At 72.9% G+C, this 17,908-nt stretch carries 14 protein-coding genes, 1 tRNA gene and 1 pseudogene; 8 read left to right on the top strand and 8 right to left on the bottom strand.

Features of this window, described 5'->3' with window-relative positions:
- Positions 1-284: 284 nt before the first annotated feature.
- The 3 genes from AC07AZ_RS32705 to AC07AZ_RS32715 form a co-directional block, all read right to left on the bottom strand.
- The gene (locus tag AC07AZ_RS32705) at positions 285-1,235 is read right to left on the bottom strand and encodes a chaplin (RefSeq protein ID WP_478854230.1); all 951 of its coding nucleotides are present in this window, start codon (positions 1,233-1,235) and stop codon (positions 285-287) included.
- Positions 1,236-1,407: 172 nt separating this feature from the next.
- Positions 1,408-1,641 (bottom strand): chaplin ChpH, encoded by a 234-nt coding sequence (chpH, locus tag AC07AZ_RS32710; RefSeq protein ID WP_356041765.1) that lies wholly within the window; start codon positions 1,639-1,641, stop codon positions 1,408-1,410.
- A gap of 137 nt (positions 1,642-1,778) precedes the next feature.
- Complete coding sequence (locus tag AC07AZ_RS32715; RefSeq protein ID WP_478854232.1) at positions 1,779-3,104, bottom strand: M20/M25/M40 family metallo-hydrolase; 1,326 nt, start codon at positions 3,102-3,104, stop codon at positions 1,779-1,781.
- A gap of 215 nt (positions 3,105-3,319) precedes the next feature.
- Here AC07AZ_RS32715 and AC07AZ_RS32720 point away from each other — a divergent pair.
- The 4 genes from AC07AZ_RS32720 to AC07AZ_RS32735 all read left to right on the top strand — a co-directional run bounded on the left by AC07AZ_RS32720 (position 3,320) and on the right by AC07AZ_RS32735 (position 9,448).
- Positions 3,320-3,407, top strand: a tRNA-Leu gene (locus AC07AZ_RS32720).
- A 302-nt stretch (positions 3,408-3,709) separates the two neighbouring features.
- Positions 3,710-7,576 carry a Pls/PosA family non-ribosomal peptide synthetase gene (locus tag AC07AZ_RS32725; protein WP_478854234.1) on the top strand — a complete coding sequence of 1,289 codons (3,867 nt, stop codon included), beginning with the start codon at positions 3,710-3,712 and terminating at the stop codon, positions 7,574-7,576.
- An 86-nt stretch (positions 7,577-7,662) separates the two neighbouring features.
- Positions 7,663-8,997, top strand: a complete 1,335-nt coding sequence (locus AC07AZ_RS32730) for a M1 family metallopeptidase (protein WP_478854236.1) — start codon at positions 7,663-7,665, stop codon at positions 8,995-8,997.
- A gap of 28 nt (positions 8,998-9,025) precedes the next feature.
- Positions 9,026-9,448 (top strand): YchJ family protein, encoded by a 423-nt coding sequence (locus AC07AZ_RS32735; RefSeq protein WP_478854238.1) that lies wholly within the window; start codon positions 9,026-9,028, stop codon positions 9,446-9,448.
- 24 nt (positions 9,449-9,472) lie between these two features.
- Here the strand turns inward: AC07AZ_RS32735 and AC07AZ_RS32740 are convergent, their stop codons facing one another.
- Entirely contained in the window at positions 9,473-10,174 is a 702-nt protein-coding gene (locus AC07AZ_RS32740; RefSeq protein ID WP_478854240.1) for a FadR/GntR family transcriptional regulator, read from the bottom strand.
- A 142-nt stretch (positions 10,175-10,316) separates the two neighbouring features.
- Here AC07AZ_RS32740 and AC07AZ_RS32745 point away from each other — a divergent pair, with 142 nt between their 5' ends.
- The 4 genes from AC07AZ_RS32745 (at position 10,317) to AC07AZ_RS32760 (ending at position 14,134) form a co-directional block, all read left to right on the top strand.
- Entirely contained in the window at positions 10,317-10,835 is a 519-nt protein-coding gene (locus tag AC07AZ_RS32745) for a gluconokinase (RefSeq protein ID WP_478854242.1), read from the top strand.
- Between the two features lie 90 nt (positions 10,836-10,925).
- Complete coding sequence (locus tag AC07AZ_RS32750) at positions 10,926-12,323, top strand: GntP family permease (RefSeq protein WP_478854244.1); 1,398 nt, start codon at positions 10,926-10,928, stop codon at positions 12,321-12,323.
- A 10-nt stretch (positions 12,324-12,333) separates the two neighbouring features.
- On the top strand, positions 12,334-13,092 hold the full coding sequence (locus tag AC07AZ_RS32755; RefSeq protein WP_478854246.1) for an SDR family oxidoreductase: 759 nt from the start codon (positions 12,334-12,336) through the stop codon (positions 13,090-13,092).
- Between the two features lie 13 nt (positions 13,093-13,105).
- Positions 13,106-14,134 (top strand): L-idonate 5-dehydrogenase, encoded by a 1,029-nt coding sequence (locus tag AC07AZ_RS32760; RefSeq protein ID WP_478854248.1) that lies wholly within the window; start codon positions 13,106-13,108, stop codon positions 14,132-14,134.
- 170 nt (positions 14,135-14,304) lie between these two features.
- Here the strand turns inward: AC07AZ_RS32760 and AC07AZ_RS32765 are convergent, their stop codons facing one another.
- The 4 genes and pseudogenes from AC07AZ_RS32765 to AC07AZ_RS32780 all read right to left on the bottom strand — a co-directional run.
- A complete protein-coding gene (locus AC07AZ_RS32765) occupies positions 14,305-14,931 on the bottom strand; it encodes a cytochrome b/b6 domain-containing protein (RefSeq protein WP_478854250.1) in 627 nt (208 codons plus the stop codon).
- Positions 14,915-15,640 carry a molybdopterin-dependent oxidoreductase gene (locus tag AC07AZ_RS32770; RefSeq protein WP_478854252.1) on the bottom strand — a complete coding sequence of 242 codons (726 nt, stop codon included), beginning with the start codon at positions 15,638-15,640 and terminating at the stop codon, positions 14,915-14,917. The genes AC07AZ_RS32765 and AC07AZ_RS32770 overlap by 17 nt, the downstream gene beginning before the upstream one ends.
- A gap of 101 nt (positions 15,641-15,741) precedes the next feature.
- Positions 15,742-17,286, bottom strand: coding sequence for an APC family permease (locus AC07AZ_RS32775; RefSeq protein WP_478854254.1), 1,545 nt, complete (start codon positions 17,284-17,286; stop codon positions 15,742-15,744).
- Between the two features lie 98 nt (positions 17,287-17,384).
- A pseudogene (locus tag AC07AZ_RS32780) lies at positions 17,385-17,908 on the bottom strand (hypothetical protein); the annotation flags it as partial.

Genomic DNA, 17,908 nt, shown 5'->3' on the forward strand with positions numbered 1-17,908 from the left:
GGTGACGGCAGCCAAGGGGTGTGGTGGCGAGGGAGGGTCCTCCCCGAGGTCCGCTCCACTGGGGGAGACGCCAAAGAGCGGGATGGCCCTCCCCGAGGCGGGGCCCGCGCCCCCGCGCTCACCGCCCGTGGGAGTGCGGTGAGCGCGGTGCCTTTCGCCGGGTGCACGCCCGGTCACACCTGGCCGCCTGCCACGCGGAGGTCACACCTGGGCGCCTGCCCCGCGGAGGTCACACCTGGGCGCCTGCCACGCGGTGGCCGCGCCGCGGCGCGGCCACCGCGTGATCACACCGCGGCGCGTCCCTTCCGGTAGAGGACGGCCCCCGCCAGCAGCGCTCCCGCGCCCACCGGGAGGACGAGGCCCATCGGCAGGTCGCTGCCGGTGTGGGCGAGCTGCGCGGCGGCCTGCGGCTGGACGACGGACCGGGCGCCCGGCTGACCGGCGTGCGAGGAGCCACCCGGCACGTGTCCGCCGGGCAGGTGTCCACCGGGCAGGTGTCCACCGGGGACGGACGGGGTTCCCGGAAGACCGGGGTGACCGGGGTGACCGGGCTGGTTCGGATGTCCCGGGGTGCCGGGGTGGCCCGGGTGCTCGGGGGTGCCGGGGTGGCCCGGCGTTCCGGGCGGGGTGGAGTGACCGCCGCCGTGCCCATGGTGCCCACCGTGTCCGTGGTGCCCGCCGTGTCCATGACCGCAGTCGTGCCCGTGGCCACCCCCGTGATGGCCACCGTGGCCACCCCCGTGCCCTCCGTAACCCCCGTCGTCCGCGCAGTCGTTGCCCGTGGCGGGGTTGCCGACGCCGATGACGTCCACGCTGTTGCCGCAGAGGTTCACGGGGACGTCGATCGGCACCTCGACGTGGTTGCCCGAGCCGACGCCGGGAGAACCGCCGGTGTGTCCGCCGGCGTGCGAGCCCCCGTGACCCCCGGGACCTCCGTGGCTGCCTCCATGACTGTCTCCCTGGCCGCCGTACCCCCCGGCCGGACCGCCGCCGCTCCGGTCGGCGCACTTGTTGCCCACCGCGGGGTTCAGCACCCCGACGACGTTCACCGTGTTCCCGCAGGCGTTCACCGGCACGTGCACCGGCGCCTGCACGGTGTTGCCGGACAGTACGCCCGGCGAGTTCGAGGCGGAGCCGCTCGCACCCGAGTCGGCGTGGGCGGCGCCCCCCGCGGCGGCGAGCACGCCGGTCGCGGCCGCCACGGTCATCAGACCCTTGCGGGTGACCTGTCGCATTACTGAATCCCTGCCTTCGACCTTGTAGCGAAATCCGAAATCCGAAATCCGGGGTCAGAGAAACGACATCCTCAGGGCGTCCCGGCATTCCGAAAAGGCCGGTCGGCCCCGGAGCGCATGGCGTGCGCTCCGGGGCCGGCCGGCTCAGGCCCTCACGGGGCGAGGCACAACGTCAGTGGTTGACGCAGGTGTTGCCGAAGGCGGGGTTCAGCAGCCCGATCACGGAGACCGTGTTGCCGCAGACGTTCACCGGGATGTGCACGGGAACCTGAACGACGTTGCCGGACAGGACGCCCGGGGACTGCACGGCAGCACCCTGAGCACCAGCGTCGGCGACAGCCAGGCCCGCGCCCGCGAGAACCAGCCCACCAGTGGCAGCCGCAGCAGCGACGACCTTCTTGATCATTATTCCTCCTTGTTGGCAATGCGATCCCAAGCAGCGGATCGCATCACCTGTAACGAGGAAGGAGTAATGGAGCTACGAGCTTATGGTCGCATTCACTCTTCTCAGTCGGTTCCGTACGCGCGGTCGAATACGGCGGTTCAGGACGCGTCGATGAACCGGTCGAGCACCCGTACGCCGAACCGCAGCGCGTCCACCGGCACGCGTTCGTCGACGCCGTGGAACATACCGGCGAAGTCCAGCTCCGGCGGCAGCTTCAGCGGGGCGAAGCCGAAGCCGCGGATGCCCAGGTCGTCGAAGGACTTTGCGTCCGTGCCGCCGGAGAGCATGTACGGGATGGCCTTCGCCGCCGGGTCCTCCGCGAGCAGCGCGGACTGCATCGCCGCGACGAGCGTGCCGTCGAAGGTGGTCTCCACGGCCTTGTCGGAGTGCACGTCCTCGCGCCGCACGTTCGGTCCGAGGATCCGGTCGAGGTCGGCGAGGAACTCCTCCTCGAAGCCGGGCAGGAACCGTCCGTCGACGTGCGCGGTGGCCTCACCCGGGATGACGTTGACCTTGTAACCGGCGTTCAGCTGCGTGGGGTTGGCGGTGTTGCTGAGGGTCGCGCCGATGAGCTTGGCGATGCCGCCCAGCCGGGCGAGCGTGCCCTGCATGTCCTCGGGGTCGAGTTCGGTGCCGAGCGCGTCCCCGAGTTCGTCGAGGAAGGCCCGGGTGGTCTTGGTGACCCGCACCGGGAAGGTGTGCCGGCCGAGCCGGGCGACGGCCTCCGACAGCTCGGTGATGGCGTTGTCGCGGTGGATCATCGACCCGTGCCCGGCGGTGCCGGCCACGGTCAGCTTCATCCAGTGCATGCCCTTCTCGGCCGTCTGGATCAGATAGAGCCGGCGCTGCTCGTTCACGGTGAAGGAGAAGCCGCCCACCTCGCTGATGGCCTCGGTGACGCCCTCGAACAGGCCGGGGTGCTTGTCGACGAGGTGCCGTGCGCCGTAGGTGCCGCCGGCCTCCTCGTCCGCCAGGAAGGCCAGCACGATGTCGCGGGGCGGCCTGCGCCCGCTGCGCAGCCGGTCGCGGACGACCGCGAGGGTCATCGCGTCCATGTCCTTCATGTCGACGGCTCCGCGACCCCACACGCATCCGTCCGCGATCTCGCCGGAGAAGGGGTGGTGGGTCCAGTCGCCGGCGTTGGCCGGTACGACGTCGGTGTGGCCGTGGATGAGGAGCGCGGGCCGGGACGGGTCCTCGCCCTCGATGCGGGCCACGGTGGAGGCGCGGCCCGGGTGCGACTCGAAGATCTGCGGGTCGAGGCCGACCTCGGCGAGCTTCTCGGCGACGTACTCGGCCGCCTTGCGTTCGCCCGGTCCCGAGTGGTCGCCGTAGTTGCTGGTGTCGATCTGGATCAGCTCGCGGCAGAGGTCCACGACCTCGTCCTGGCCGGTGACGCTCCTGGCCGTGTCCGTCTCGCTCACGCTGCTTCCTCCCGCTGTCACTGCTGGTGGTCGCCTTCATCCTCCACCTCTCCCGGCTCGCGCCCCAAGACCGGTCCCGGCCCGTCACACGCCGTTCACGCGGGGGCGGAGGCGGGGGCGGGCCCGGGGGCCCGGCGGGGGTGATCGGTCACTCCCGGAAGCCTGGTAATGTTTCACCTGTCGCCGCGGGGGAAACTCCGCACGGCACACACCTTGTCCGGGTGGCGGAATGGCAGACGCGCTAGCTTGAGGTGCTAGTGCCCTTTATCGGGCGTGGGGGTTCAAGTCCCCCCTCGGACACCAGCCGAATCCCCCGGCCGCTCAGCGGCCGGGGGATTCGTCGTTCCGTCCCCGCGAGGACCCCTTTGCGCCCGATGTGGGACATCTCTCCCCCGCGGTCAAGATCACCAGGTCACGACGGGTGCGCGGCGCCGCCGGCCGGCCCCGGACGGCCCTCCCGGGTGGCCGGTCCGGGAGGGCGGACCTAGCTTCGTACTAAAATTTCCGGCTTGTTACGGAGCTGGTGCCGGACAACCCCAGGCAGACCTGTGGGTGCGGGCCCGCCAGCGCCCCGGATGGCTCCGGGATCGAGACGCGAGGACCCGATGGCAGCCATACACGAGAGCAGTGCTCTCGGTCTGCTCGACGAAGAGATACGCGAACGGTTCGGCGACACGGCACGCTTCTCCGGCGGACCGGCCGCCTCTCCGCGCACCCTCGTCGACATCTTCGACGCGTCCGTGCGCTCCTACCCCGACGAACTCGCCCTGGACGACGGCACGGTCCGTCTCACCTACCGGGCGCTGGCCGTCGAGGTACAGAACCTGCGGCGTGACCTCGCCGCCGCCGGTGTCGGCCTCGGCGACCGGGTGGGCGTGCGCGTCCCGTCGGGCACCAACGACCTCTACGTCGCCGTCCTGGCCGTCCTGGCCGCCGGAGCCGCCTACGTCCCGGTCGACGCCGAGGACCCCGACGAGCGCGCCGAGCTGGTGTTCGGGGAGGCGGACGTGCGGGCCGTGATCGGCGCCGGTCACGAGATCGCCGTGCACGGCTCCTCCGACTCCGCCGCCGCCCGGCCCGGCACCGAGCACGACGCCTGGATCATCTTCACCTCCGGCTCGACGGGCAGGCCCAAGGGCGTCGCCGTCAGCCACCGCGGCGCCGCCGCCTTCGTGGACGCCGAGGCCGCGCTGTTCCTGACCGAGGAGCCGATCGGGCCAGGCGACCGGGTGATGGCCGGACTGTCCGTCGCGTTCGACGCCTCCTGCGAGGAGATGTGGCTGGCCTGGCGCCACGGGGCCTGTCTGGTGCCGGTGCCGCGCTCGCAGGTCAGGAGCGGGGCCGACCTGGGGCCCTGGCTGGTCGAGCAGGAGATCACCGTCGTGTCGACGGTGCCCACACTGGCCGCCCTGTGGGAGCCGGAGACCCTCAACGACGTACGCCTGCTGATCTTCGGCGGTGAGGCCTGTCCGCCGGAGCTGACGCAGCGCCTGGTGACGGAGGGGCGCGAGGTGTGGAACACCTACGGGCCCACCGAGGCGACCGTGGTCGCCTGCGCCTCGCTGATGTCCGGTGCGGAACCGATCAGGATCGGGCTGCCGCTGGACGGCTGGGAGCTGGCCGTCGTCGACGACGGCGGCGAGCCGGTGCCGATGGGCGGCAGCGGACAGCTGGTGATCGGCGGGGTCGGGCTCGCCCGGTACCTCGACGCCGAGAAGGACGCCGAGAAGTACGCGCCGCTTCAGTCGCTGGGCTGGGAGCGGGCGTACCGCAGCGGTGACCTCGTCAGGGCGGAACCCGAGGGACTGGTGTTCCTCGGGCGGGCCGACGAGCAGATCAAGCTCGGCGGCCGCCGCATCGAGCTGGGCGAGGTGGACGCCGCCCTGCAGGCACTGCCCGGGGTGGCGGGGGCCGCCGCGGCCGTACGCACCGCCCGCGGCGGCAACCAGCTGCTGGTCGGCTATGTCGTCACCCAGGACGGCTGGGACCAGGCCGCGGCCGTGGAGAGGCTGCGCGCCGAGCTGCCCGCCGCGCTCGTCCCGCTGCTCGCGCCGGTCGGCGACCTGCCGACCCGCACCAGTGGCAAGGTGGACCGGGCCGCGCTGCCGTGGCCGCTGGAGGGGCTGGTGACCGGTGGCCCGGCCGAGCAGCTCTACGGCACCGAGGCGTGGCTCGCGGAGCAGTGGACCGAAGTCCTCGGCATCCCCGTCACCGGTGCCCGCGACGACTTCTTCGCCATCGGCGGCGGCAGCCTCGCCGCCGCCCAGCTGACCACCCGGCTGCGTGCCCGCTTTCCGAGCGCCGCCGTCCTGGACATCTACCAGCAGCCGACCCTGCGCAAGCTGGCCCGCCGCCTGGAGAGGTCCGCGCAGGACGACGGAACGGCCCGGGAGATCGCGCCGGTCCCGGTGCGTGCCCAGGTGATCCAGACGCTCGCCCTGGTGCCGCTGTTCACGCTGCTGGGGCTGCGCTGGTGGGTACCGCTGGCCGCGCTCGGCAACCTGCTGTCCGGATACGCCTGGCTGCCGACCGCCCCGTGGTGGCTGGTCGCCGGCGCGGCCCTGCTGCTGTTCAGCCCGCCCGGGCGCCTCGCGATCGCCGCGGGCGGGGCGCGGCTGCTGCTGCGGGGCGTGCGGCCGGGCCGGTACGCGCGCGGTGGTGGTGTGCATCTGCGGTTGTGGACGGCGGAGCGGCTGGCCGAGTTCAGCGGGGCGACCTCGCTGACCGGGTCGTGGCTGGAGCGGTACGCGCGGGCGCTGGGCGCCAAGGTCGGTCCCGACGTGGACCTGCACTCACTGCCGCCGGTGACCGGCATGCTGCGCCTGGGCCGGGGTGCCGCCGTCGAGTCCGAGGTGGACCTCTCCGGCTACTGGCTGGACGGCGACCGGCTGGAGATCGGCCCGGTCAGGGTGGGCGCGCACGCCGTGGTCGGTACGCGCAGCGCGCTCTTCCCCGGAGCCCGGGTGGGCAAGGGCGCCGAGGTGGCGCCCGGCTCGGCCGTCACCGGGCAGGTTCCCACCGGGCAGCGGTGGGCGGGCGCGCCCGCGGCCAAGCTCGGCAAGGCCAAGCACGACTGGCCCAAGGAGCGGCCGCGCCGGGGCACGTACTGGCGCGTGATGTACGGCGTGGCGGGCTTCGCGCTCACCGCGCTGCCGGTGGTCGCGGGCGGGGCGGCCCTGCTGGTGGCCCGTCTGTTCGTGACGCCGGGCAGCGGCCTGGCCGAGGCCCTTCGGGGCGCGGCCCTCGCCCTGGTGCCGGCGACGCTCGCCTTCGGGCTGGCGTACGCGGTGCTGCTGCTGGTCGCGGTGCGCCTACTGAGTGTGCGGCTGCGTGAGGGCACGCATCCCACGCACAGCCGGATCGGCTGGCAGGCGTGGACCGTCACCCAGTTGATGGACCGCTCGCGCGAGACGCTGTTCCCGCTGTACGCCGGGCTGGTCACGCCGGTGTGGCTGCGGCTGCTCGGGATGCGGATCGGGCGGGGTGCCGAGGTGTCGACCGTCCTCGCGCTGCCGAGCCTGACCACGGTCGGTGAGGGCGCGTTCCTGGCCGACGACACGCTGACCGCGCCGTACGAGCTCGGTGGCGGCTGGGTGCGGATCGGGCGCGCGGAGATCGGACGGCGGGCGTTCCTCGGCAACTCGGGGATGACCGCGCCGGGGCGCAGTGTGCCGGACGGCGGCCTGGTGGGTGTGCTGTCGGCGACGCCGAAGAAGGCGAAGAAGGGCAGTTCGTATCTGGGACTGCCGCCGGTGAAGCTGCCGCGGAGTTCGGCGGGCGGTGACCAGAGCCGGACGTACGACCCGCCGGCGCTGCTGCTGTGGGCGCGGGCGCTGGTGGAGCTGTGCCGGATCGTGCCGGTGTTCTGCTCGGCGGCGCTGGCCGTGCTGACGGTGGCCGCGCTGTGTGCGCTGGGCGCGTGGGCGCCGCTGCTGTCCGGGCTGGTGCTGCTGGGGACGGGGGCCGCGGCGGCCCTCGTGTCGATCGTGGCGAAGTGGCTGCTGGTGGGCCGCCACCGGGCCGGGGAGCACCCGTTGTGGAGCGGGTTCGTGTGGCGCAACGAGCTGGCGGACACGTTCGTGGAGGTGGTGGCCGTGCCGTGGCTGGCCGGCTCGGTGCCGGGCACGCCGGTGCTGACGGCGTGGCTGCGCGGCCTCGGCGCGCACATCGGCAGGGGCGCGTGGGTGGAGAGCTACTGGCTGCCCGAGACGGACCTGGTGACGCTGGAGGACGGGGTGAGCGTGAACCGCGGCTGCGTACTGCAGACGCACCTCTTCCACGACCGGATCTTGCGGACGGATACTGTGGTCCTCCGTGAGGGCGCGACGCTGGGTCCTGGCGGAATCGTCCTGCCCGGCAGCACCGTCGGAGCCCGTACGACCCTGGGCCCCGCGTCGCTCGTGATGGCGGCGGAGTCCGTCCCCGACGACACCCGCTGGCTCGGCAACCCGATCGAGGCATGGCGTCCCTGAGCGCGGCTCGTCAGGGGCCGGAGGACGGTGCGCGATCACGTGATCCGGCACGACGTACGAGCACAGCGCAGGGAGCAGACGCAGCAGTGGCAGTTCAGCAGTCCGTGGGCGCGGACCCGTATTTCCCGGCCAACGGTGATCCCCGTTACCGGGTCCACCGCTACGAGCTCGCGCTGGACTACCGACCGGGGCCCAACCGCCTGTCGGGGACGGCCCGGATCAACGCCATAGCGGGCCGTGCGCCGCTCGCCGAGTTCCAGCTGAACCTGGCCGACTTCCGGGTGGGCCGGGTCCGGGTGGACGGCCGGCAGCCGCACTACACGCACCGGGGCGGCAGGCTGCGCATCCGTCCCGCGAAGCCCGTCCGGGCGGGGGCCACGTTCACCGTCGAGGTGCACTGGTCGGGCAATCCCAGGCCGGTCGCCAGCCCCTGGGGCGGCCTCGGCTGGGAGGAGCTGACGGACGGGGCGCTGGTGGCGAGCCAGCCGGTCGGCGCGCCGTCGTGGTACCCGTGCAACGACCGGCCGGCCGACAAGGCGTCGTACCAGATCTCGATCACCACGCCGTCGGCGTACGCGGTGGTGGCGGGTGGGCGGCTGCTGACCCGGACGACGAAGGCCAGCACGACGACCTGGGTGTACGAGCAGTCGGCGCCGACGTCCAGTTATCTGGTCGGGCTGTCGATCGGGAAGTACCAGACGGTGCTGCTCGGCGATCCCGGGCTCGGCGGGGTCCCGCAGCACGGGCACATCCCGGCGCAGCTGCTGCCGGAGTTCTCGCGGGACTTCGCGCGGCAGCCCGGGATGATGCACCTGTTCCAGCAGCTCTTCGGGCCGTACCCGTTCGACGAGTACGCGGTCGTGGTGACCGAGGAGGAGCTCGATGTCCCGGTCGAGGCACAGGGGTTGTCGCTGTTCGGCGCCAACCACGTGGACGGGGCGCGGGGTTCGGAGCGGCTGGTCGCGCACGAGCTGGCGCACCAGTGGTTCGGCAACAGTGTGTCCATCGCGGACTGGCGGCACATCTGGCTGAACGAGGGGTTCGCGAAGTACGCGGAGTGGCTGTGGTCGGAGCGCTCGGGCGGGCGTTCGGCCCAGCAACTGGCCGCCGCGGCGCACCGGTTGCTGTCCTCGCTGCCGCAGGACCTGAAGCTGGCCGACCCGGGCCGCAAGTCGATGTTCGACGACCGGCTCTACGAGCGCGGCGGTCTGACGGTGCACGCGGTGCGCTGCGCCATGGGCGACGAGGCGTTCTTCCGGATGCTGCGCGCCTGGGCCGGACTGCACCGGGGCGGCTCGGTGACCACGGCGACGTTCACGGCGCATGTGGCCCGGTTCGCGGCGGAGTCGCAGGAGGAGCTGTTCGACGCCTGGGTGTACGGCACGGCGCTGCCGCCGCTGCCCGGAGGGCCGGTGCGGTAGCCGGGAGAGGTGCGGCAGGATGGACGCCATGTCCCGACGTACCCCGCACCAGGGGCGGCGGCACGGCTCCGCCCCCGTGACCGAAGCGCCCTGCCCCTGCGGCCTCCCGGAGACGTACGCGCGGTGCTGCGGCCGGTTCCACCGGGGTGCGGGCGCCGCGCCGACGGCGGAGGCGCTCATGCGTTCGCGCTACAGCGCCTTCGTGCGGCGGGACGAGGGATACCTGCTGCGGACCTGGCATCCGCGGACGCGGCCGCCGCGGGTCGAACTCGATCCGGATGTGCGGTGGACCGGTCTGGAGATCCTGGGGACCGAGGACGGCTCGGCCTTCCACACGGCGGGGACGGTGACCTTCCGGGCGTCGTACCGGGGCGGTCACCTGCACGAGCGCAGCCGGTTCGAGCGGGTCGAGGGGGCGTGGGTGTACGTCGACGGGGAGTTCCCGGACTGACCCGGCCGGCGGCCGGGAGGGGCGTCACGGCGCGAGGATGTCCAGTTCCTGGAGCGCTCCCACCGTGATCTCCCGGGTCAGCTTCTCGGCGCGTGCCCCGTCGCCCTCGCGGACCGCCTCCGCGACCTGGACGTGCAGGGTGACGGCGGCCGGGTCGGGGTCCTCGAACATCACCTCATGCTGGGTGCGGCCGGCCAGGACCTCCGCGACGACGTCGCCGAGGCGGGCGAACATCTCGTTGCCCGAGGCCCCGAGGATGACCCGGTGGAACGCCACGTCGTGGACGAGGTAGTCCTGGAGGCGGTGGCCGCGGGAGTGGGCGACCATGCCGAGGGCGCACTCGGTGAGCGCGGCGCACTGTTCGGCGGTGGCGTGCCGGGCGGCCAGGCCCGCGGCGACCGGCTCGATCGCGGAGCGCAGCACGGTGAGGGAGCGCAGTTGCCGCGGACGGTCCGCGCCGGCCAGCCGCCAGCGGATGACCTGCGGGTCGTAGACGTTCCACTCGCGTTCGGCGCGCACCGTCACGCCGACCCGGCGGCGGGACTCGACCAGGTGCATGGACTCCAGGACGCGGACCGCCTCGCGCATCACCGAACGTGACACCTCGAAGCGCTGCGCGAGTTCGTCGGTGCGCAGAACGCTGCCGGGAGGATATTCGCCCGCTGTGATCGCGGGGCCGAGGGTGTCCAGTACATGGCCGTGCAGACCCCGGCCCGGTGTGCTCATGCACTCAGAGTACGGGGCAGATCACGGGCCAAAAAGTCAGACTTATTTGGCACACACTCTTGAATTCGTCGTACCTAATGCGCTTCAGTGACGCCCGGCGCCGGATGGCGGCGCCGGAGGCCGAGGAGACAGCGAGGCAGTGATGCGTACCCCGCACGTGGTGGTGGTGATGGGCGTCGCGGGCACGGGCAAGACCACGATCGGTCCCCTGCTCGCGGCCCGGCTGGGCGTCCCGTACGCCGAGGGCGACGACTTCCACCCGCCGGCCAACATCGCCAAGATGTCGGCGGGGACCCCGCTCGACGACGCGGACAGGTGGCCCTGGCTCGACGCCATCGGCTCCTGGGCACACCGGCGGGCCGGACTGGGCGGGGTGGTCAGCTGCTCGGCGCTGAAGCGCTCCTACCGCGACCGGCTCAGGGCCCAGGCCCCTCGGATCACGTTCCTGCACCTCGCGGGCGACCGGCGGCTGATCGAGGACCGGATGGCGCACCGGCAGGGTCACTTCATGCCGACGGCGCTGCTGGACTCGCAGTTCGCCACGCTCCAGCCGCTCGGCGCGGACGAGGCCGGGGTCGCCGTGGACGTCTCCGGGAGCCCCGAGGAGATCACCGAACGGGCCACGAAGGCCCTCGCCGGTCTTCCCGGACCCCCGCGCTGACGGGCCGGCTCCCCTCGCCCCCGTTCCGTACCTCCCCTCCCGCACCTGTAAGGCCTCCCTCCCCTCCCACACCTGTAAAGGGACAATCCCGTGACCGGACTCAGCGTCGAGATGCTGGCAGCGGACACCGTCGAGCCGATCACCTCGGCCGGCCACGCCCAGCTGGGCATAGCCGTGCTGGCGGGCATCGCCGTCATCGTCCTGCTGATCACGCAGTTCAAGGTCCACGCGTTCCTGGCGCTGACCATCGGGTCGCTGGCGCTGGGCGCGTTCGCCGGCGCCCCGCTCGACAAGGTCATCGTCAGCTTCACCACCGGGCTCGGCACCACGGTCGCCGGCGTGGGCGTGCTGATCGCCCTCGGCGCGATCCTCGGCAGACTGCTCGCCGACTCCGGTGGCGCGGACCAGATCGTCGACACGATCCTCGCGAAGGCGGGCGGCCGCTCCATGCCGTGGGCGATGGTCCTGATCGCCTCGGTGATCGGGCTGCCGCTGTTCTTCGAGGTCGGCATCGTGCTGCTGATCCCGGTCGTCCTGATGGTCGCCAAGCGCGGCAACTACTCCCTGATGCGCATCGGCATCCCGGCCCTCGCGGGGCTGTCCGTGATGCACGGCCTGATCCCGCCGCACCCCGGCCCGCTGGTCGCCATCGACACGGTGAAGGCCAACCTCGGGGTGACGCTGGCGCTCGGCATCCTCGTGGCGATCCCGACGGTGATCATCGCCGGTCCGGTGTTCTCGAGGTTCGCCGCCCGCTGGGTGGACGTGCCCGCCCCCGACCGGATGGTTCCGCAGCGCCCGTCGGAGGAGCTGGAGAACCGGCCGGGCTTCGGCGCCACCATCGCCACCGTGCTGCTGCCCGTCGTCCTGATGCTGTCCAAGGCGCTGGTCGACATCGTGGTCGACGACCCCGAGCAGACCGTGCAGCGCGTCTTCGACGTGGTCGGCTCCCCGCTGATCGCCCTGCTCGCCGCGGTCATGGTGGGCATGTTCACGCTGGGCCGGCCGGCCGGGTTCAGCCGGGAGCGGCTCTCGCGGACCGTGGACCTGGGTCTCGCGCCCATCGCGGGCATCCTGCTGATCGTGGGCGCGGGCGGCGGCTTCAAGCAGACGCTGATCGACTCCGGGGTGGGCCAGATGATCCTGGACATCTCCAAGGACTGGTCGATCCCGGCCCTGCTGCTGGCCTGGCTGATCGCGGTGGCGATCCGGCTGGCGACGGGTTCCGCGACCGTGGCGACGATCTCGGCGGCCGGTCTGGTCGCCCCGCTCGCCGCCGACATGTCGACCGCCCACACGGCCCTGCTGGTCCTCGCCATCGGCGCCGGCTCGCTCTTCTTCAGCCACGTCAACGACGCCGGCTTCTGGCTGGTGAAGGAGTACTTCGGGCTCAGCGTCGGCCAGACCCTCAAGACCTGGTCGGTGATGGAGACGATCATCTCGGTGGTCGCCGGCGGTCTGGTCCTGCTCCTGTCACTGGTTGTGTAGGGGTACGGCGATGAGTCACCCCCTGTTCGACATCACCGGCCGTACGGCGCTGGTCACGGGCTCCAGCCGGGGCATCGGCCTGGCCCTGGCCCGCGGACTGCTGGAGGCGGGCTGCACGGTCGTCCTCAACGGACGGGACGGACGTCGCCTCGGCGAGGCGGCCGCGGAACTGCCCGGCGACGTCCGCACCGCGGTGTTCGACGTGACGGACGGCGCCTCGGTGGCGGCCGGGATCGCGGACGTCGAACAACGCGTCGGCCCGCTGGACATCCTGGTCAACAACGCGGGCATGCAACTGCGCGCCCCGCTCCTGGAGTTCACCGAATCCGACTGGCACCGCGTGCTGGACACCAATCTGACGAGCGCGTTCCTGGTGGGGCGGAAAGCGGCCCGCCGGATGACGGAACGCGGCCACGGCAAGATCATCAACATCTGCTCGCTGCAGAGCGAGGTGGCCCGGCCCGGCATCGCGCCCTACGCGGCCACCAAGGGCGCGCTGAAGATGCTCACCAAGGGCATGTGCGCGGACTGGGGCCCGTCCGGCGTGCAGGTCAACGGCCTCGGCCCCGGCTACATCGAGACCGAGCTGACCAGACCGCTGGTGGAGGACGAGGAGTTCAGTGCCTGGGTGCGCGGACGCACCCCGGCCGGACGGTGGGGCCGCACCGAGGACCTGGTGGGCGGACTGCTGTTCCTCGCCTCGCCGGCCGCGGACTTCGTCGGCGGACAGGTGCTGTACGTCGACGGCGGTATGACGAGCGTGCTGTGAAAGGAGCCGGGCGGTGCTGGGTTGTGTGATCCACGGTCCGGGAGACCTGCGGGTCGTGGAGCTGCCGGTGCCGGTGCCCGGCCCCGGCCGGGCGCTCGTCGCCGTCCGCTACGGCGGGGTGTGCGGGTCGGACCTGCACTACTGGCGGCACGGCGGGGTCGGGGACTTCCGGCTCCGGGAGCCGATGGTGCTCGGGCACGAGGTGGTGGGGACGGTCGTCGCCGTTGGTGACGGTTCGTCAGGATCCCTGGTCGGTGTGGCTGTCGCCGTGCACCCGGCCACGCCGTGCGGGGTCTGCCCGGAGTGCGCGGACGGCCGGCGCAACGTCTGCCGGGACACCCGCCACCTCGGCAGCGCGGCGCGCTTCCCCCACGTCCAGGGCGGGTTCGCGGCCCGGGTGGTCGTACCCGTCGCGCAGGTGAGGCCGCTTCCCGAGGGCCTCGGCATGCGGCGCGCCGCCCTCGCCGAACCGCTCTCGGTGGCCCTGCACGCGATAGGGCGGGCCGGGGACGTCACCGGCAGGCACGTCCTGGTCACCGGCGCGGGTCCGATCGGCTGTCTGGTGGTCGCGGCGGCGAGGGCGGCGGGCGCCGCCCGCGTCACGGTCACCGACCTGCTCCCGGCGGCCCTCGGATACGCCCGTGGCGTCGGCGCCGACACCGTCGTACGGGCGGACGACCCGGACGACGCCGGCTGGCCGGCGGAGGCCGACGTGGCGGTGGAGGCGTCCGGGGCGGCCGCCGGGCTCGACACCTGTCTGCGGCGGGTGCGGCGCGGCGGGGTCGTGGTCCAGCTGGGCATGCTGCCACCGGGGCCCAGCCCGTTCGCGGGCAACCTGGTGGTGAGCCGCGAGGTCGAACTGCGCGGGGCGTTCCGCTTCGACGACGAGTTCGACCGGGCGCTCGACCTGCTCGCGGCCGAACCCGCCTTCGACTCCCTGATCAGCGCGGTCCTCCCGGTCACGGAGGCGGAGCCGGCGTTCGCCCTGGCGGCTGACCGGAGCCGGTCCTGCAAGGTGCTGCTGGACTTCGGCGCGGTCTGAAGGCGGGCGGCCCGGTCGCCGCGGGCGGCCCGGTCGCCGCGGGCGGCCCGGTCGCCGCGGGCGGGGGGAACACAGGATCGCCGCGAGCGGGGGGGCACACCGGATCGCCGGGCTGCCGACGCGGTCGCGGGCCGGACGCGCTCAGGCCCCCACCCCGGACGCGGGCCCCCTCACGGCCGCCACAGTGGATGTTCCCGGTCCGCCCACTCCCTGCTCACCGAGCCCGTGCGCATGCCCCGGCGGGCTCCCGGGTCGCCGATCGCCATGCCGATGTGGCCGGCCACCACGATGCCGACGGTCAGGGCCAGCCAGTCGTGGACGAAGGTCGCGCTGGTGCGCCACATCAGCGGGGTGAGGTGGGTGAACCACATCAGCAGGCCGGTGCCGAGCATCACGAGCGTCGCCCCGGCGATCCAGGCCGCGTAGATCTTCTGCCCGGCGTTGAACTTGCCCGCCGGGCGCGACGACCGCCGCTTGTCGCGGTGCAGGGCGGCGCGCAACCAGACCTTGTCGTGCGGGCCGAAGCGGTTGAGGAAGCCGAGGTCGGCGCGGAAACCGCGGGAGGCGAGTCCGGCCAGGGCGGGCACGGGCAGGGCGAGGCCGGCCCACTCGTGGACCCGGACGACCAGTTCGCGGCGTCCGACGAGCTCGGCGATCTGGGGGACGTACAGACAGGCCGCCGTGACCACGCACACACCCATCAGCGCGGCCGTCGTGCGGTGCACCCAGCGCTGGGCCCGGCCGAAGCGGCGGATCAGGGAGACCGACGGCGTGGCCGCCTCAGCTCGTACGCTCATCGTCCCGCCCGTTCGAACGGCCGACCCAGGCGTCGACGTCGTAGCCGCGCTCCTCCCAGTAGCCGGGCTTCACGTCCTCGGTGACGGTGATGCCGGAGAGCCACTTGGCGGACTTGTAGAAGTACATGGGGGCCACGTACAGGCGCACCGGGCCGCCGTGGTTGTGCCCGAGGTCCTTGTCCTGCATGCGCAGCGCCACCAGGATGTCGGAGCGGCGGGCCTGCGCGAGGGTGAGCGACTCGGTGTAGGCGCCGTCGAAGCAGCGGAAGCGCACCGCGCCCGCCCTGGAATGGACCCCGGCCGCGTCCAGCAGACGGGACAGGCGCACGCCCTCGAAGGGGGTGCCGGGCACCCGCCAGCCGGTGACGCACTGGACGTCCTTGACCAGCCGGGTCTGGGGCAGCGCCCGCAGGTCGGCCAGGGTGTAGTCCTTCGGGTGGTCCACGAGGCCGTCGACGGTGAGGCGGTAGTTCCCGGCGTTCCTGTGGGGCACCGAGGAGGTGACCGAGTAGTAGCGGAAGCCGCCGCCGTTGGGGAGCAGGCCCGTGAGGCCCGTGGGGTCCTTGTCCGCGGCACTGCCGAGGAAGGCCTCCAGACCGCGTTGCAGGGTGGGCGCGGCGACGACGCCGAGGGCGCCGAGGCCCAGAGTGCCGAGGACGACGCGGCGGCCGACGGGCGCGCCCCGCTCCTCGGGCTGTTGCTGGTTCACTCCCCCATTCGAACACCCGCGACCCCGGCGGGGCCAGGGCGGGCGGGTGCTCGTCAGGGTTCCGTAAGCACTTCTTACGCGGCTCTCAGACGGCGGCCGGCCTACGGCGCCTTCCCGGCGGCCTTCTCCAGCTGGAACGCCTCGTTGCCCAGGCCGATCCGGGCGTACGCCTCGGGCCTGCGGGCGCGCAGCAGCAGGCCCTGGGCGAGGCCCACTACCACGGCGAGGCCGATGATCCCGGGCAGCACCCAGCTGAGCGCCGAGTCGGGGCCGGCGCCGACCAGCACGTCGAAGTCCCGGACCGTGTAGAAGGCGATCACGAGCAGGGCGAAGCCGGCGACCGTGGAGGTCACCAGCCGCCAGGCCTGCGCCCCCGCGGCGCCCCGGCGGGCGAAGAAGACGACGACCGAGGCGGAGGCCGCCGCCATCAGCACGATCACGCCGAGGGCGCCGATGTTGCCGAACCAGGTGAACAGGTGCAGGACGGGTTCGGTCGGGTCGCCGGCCGGCTTGTCGTCGGCGATCGCGAAGGCGGTCACCGTCACCACGGACACCGCGGTCTGCAGCAGCGAGCCGGTGCCGGGCGCGCCGCTCGCGCCGGTCGTCCGGCCGAACGCGGCGGGCAGCAGGCCCTCACGGCCCATCGCGAAGGCGTACCGGGCGACGACGTTGTGGAAGCTGAGCAGGGCCGCGAACATGCCGGTCACGAACAGGACGTGCAGGACGTCGGTGAAGGTGCCGCCGAGCCGGGCGTCGGTGAGGGAGAACAGCAGGCCGGCGCTCTGCTTCTGCGACTCGCCGACGACCGCCGACGGTCCGGCGGCGACGGTCAGTGCCCAGCTGCTGAGGGCGAAGAAGACCGCGACGCCGCCGACCGCGAGGAACATCACGCGCGGCACGAGGATGTGCGGCCGGCTGGTCTCCTCGGCGTAGACGGGTGCCTGCTCGAAGCCGAGGAAGGCCGCGATGCAGAAGCACAGGGCGGTGCCGACGCCGGCGCCGCTGAGGGTGTCGGGGTTGAAGGCGTGCAGGGACAGGCCCTCGCGCGCGGGGTCGGCCAGGGCGGCGAAGTCGAAGACGACGACCAGGGCCACCTCGATCACCAGCAGCACGCCCAGCACGCGCGCGTTGACGTCGATCTTCAGCCAGCCGAGGGCGCCGACGACCAGGGCGGCCGCCAGGGCCGGTATCCACCAGGCGATCCGCAGGTCGGCGTAGGTGTCGAACAGTCCGGAGACCTCGTAGCCGAAGATGCCGTAGATGCCGACCTGGAGGGCGTTGTAGGCGACCAGCGCGACCAGGGCGGCGCCCGCGCCGGCGGTGGCGCCGAGGCCGCGGGAGATGTAGGCGTAGAACGCGCCGGCGTTGTGGACGTGGCGGCTCATCTCGGCGTAGCCCACGCTGAAGAGGACCAGGACCACACCGAGGAGGACGAACAGGAGAGGCTGTCCGACGATGCCCATCACCGCGAATGTAGTGGGCATGACACCCGCGACGACCATGAGGGGGGCGGTCGCCGCGAGGACGGAGAGCAGCAGGCCCCCCGTGCCGAGGCGGTCGGCGCTCAGCGCGCGCTCCCGCCCCCTGAACGTGCTGATGCCGTCGTCGGCGGTGGCTCTGCTCGTACTGGAACTGCCCGTCGTCATCGGAGACCGTCCTTCTGCTCGGGGGATCGCGGCGGGGTGGGGCTGCTGGGTGGAGCCGTGGGGTGGAGCTGTGCGGGTGGAGCTGTGGGGGTGGAGCTCTACGCCGTGCCGAGCGCGGTCTCGCGTGCGGCACGGAAGGCGGTGTAGGGGTCACGGTCCGGATAGGCCCAGGGGGCGGCGGTGGGATGGTCGCCGATGCGGTGGAACAGGGCGGCGGCCTCGGCGCCCCGGCCCTCGCAGACCTTGGCGTGGGCGAGGAAGTTCAGGTCGACCAGGCGGCGCGGATGTCCGTCGTGCTCCCACTCCAGCCACCAGTCGAAGGCGGCCTTCATCACCTGGCGGGCCCGGCGCCCGGTCCAGTGGGCGGAGCGGGCCGGTTCGGCGGGCTCGTGCCCGGCCGCGGCCAGCACGCGGTAGCGCTCGGCGTGCGCGACGACCGGCAGGATCGCCAGCGGCGAGTCGGCGGGCGCCTGCTCGGCCCAGGCGTTGGCGAAGTCGTAGACCTCGTGCAGCGGGTCCGGGGCGGGGGCGGGGCAGGGCTTGGCCGGAAGGGGGGGCAGTCGGTGGGGGGGGGGGGGGGGGGTTGGGTCGGGTCTGCGCGCACCCTCCAAAAAACACAGGG

Source organism: Streptomyces sp. NPDC043878 (assembly GCF_056435735.1).

Excerpts from the sequence above, each read along its gene's own strand:
- AC07AZ_RS32705 (WP_478854230.1), bottom strand. The coding sequence starts at position 1,235 with ATGCGACAGGTCACCCGCAAGGGTCTGATGACCGTGGCGGCCGCGACC.
- chpH (WP_356041765.1), bottom strand. The coding sequence starts at position 1,641 with ATGATCAAGAAGGTCGTCGCTGCTGCGGCTGCCACTGGTGGGCTGGTT.
- AC07AZ_RS32725 (WP_478854234.1), top strand. The coding sequence starts at position 3,710 with ATGGCAGCCATACACGAGAGCAGTGCTCTCGGTCTGCTCGACGAAGAG.
- AC07AZ_RS32735 (WP_478854238.1), top strand. The coding sequence starts at position 9,026 with ATGTCCCGACGTACCCCGCACCAGGGGCGGCGGCACGGCTCCGCCCCC.
- AC07AZ_RS32740 (WP_478854240.1), bottom strand. The coding sequence starts at position 10,174 with ATGAGCACACCGGGCCGGGGTCTGCACGGCCATGTACTGGACACCCTC.
- AC07AZ_RS32745 (WP_478854242.1), top strand. The coding sequence starts at position 10,317 with ATGCGTACCCCGCACGTGGTGGTGGTGATGGGCGTCGCGGGCACGGGC.
- AC07AZ_RS32755 (WP_478854246.1), top strand. The coding sequence starts at position 12,334 with ATGAGTCACCCCCTGTTCGACATCACCGGCCGTACGGCGCTGGTCACG.
- AC07AZ_RS32765 (WP_478854250.1), bottom strand. The coding sequence starts at position 14,931 with ATGAGCGTACGAGCTGAGGCGGCCACGCCGTCGGTCTCCCTGATCCGC.
- AC07AZ_RS32775 (WP_478854254.1), bottom strand. The coding sequence starts at position 17,286 with ATGACGACGGGCAGTTCCAGTACGAGCAGAGCCACCGCCGACGACGGC.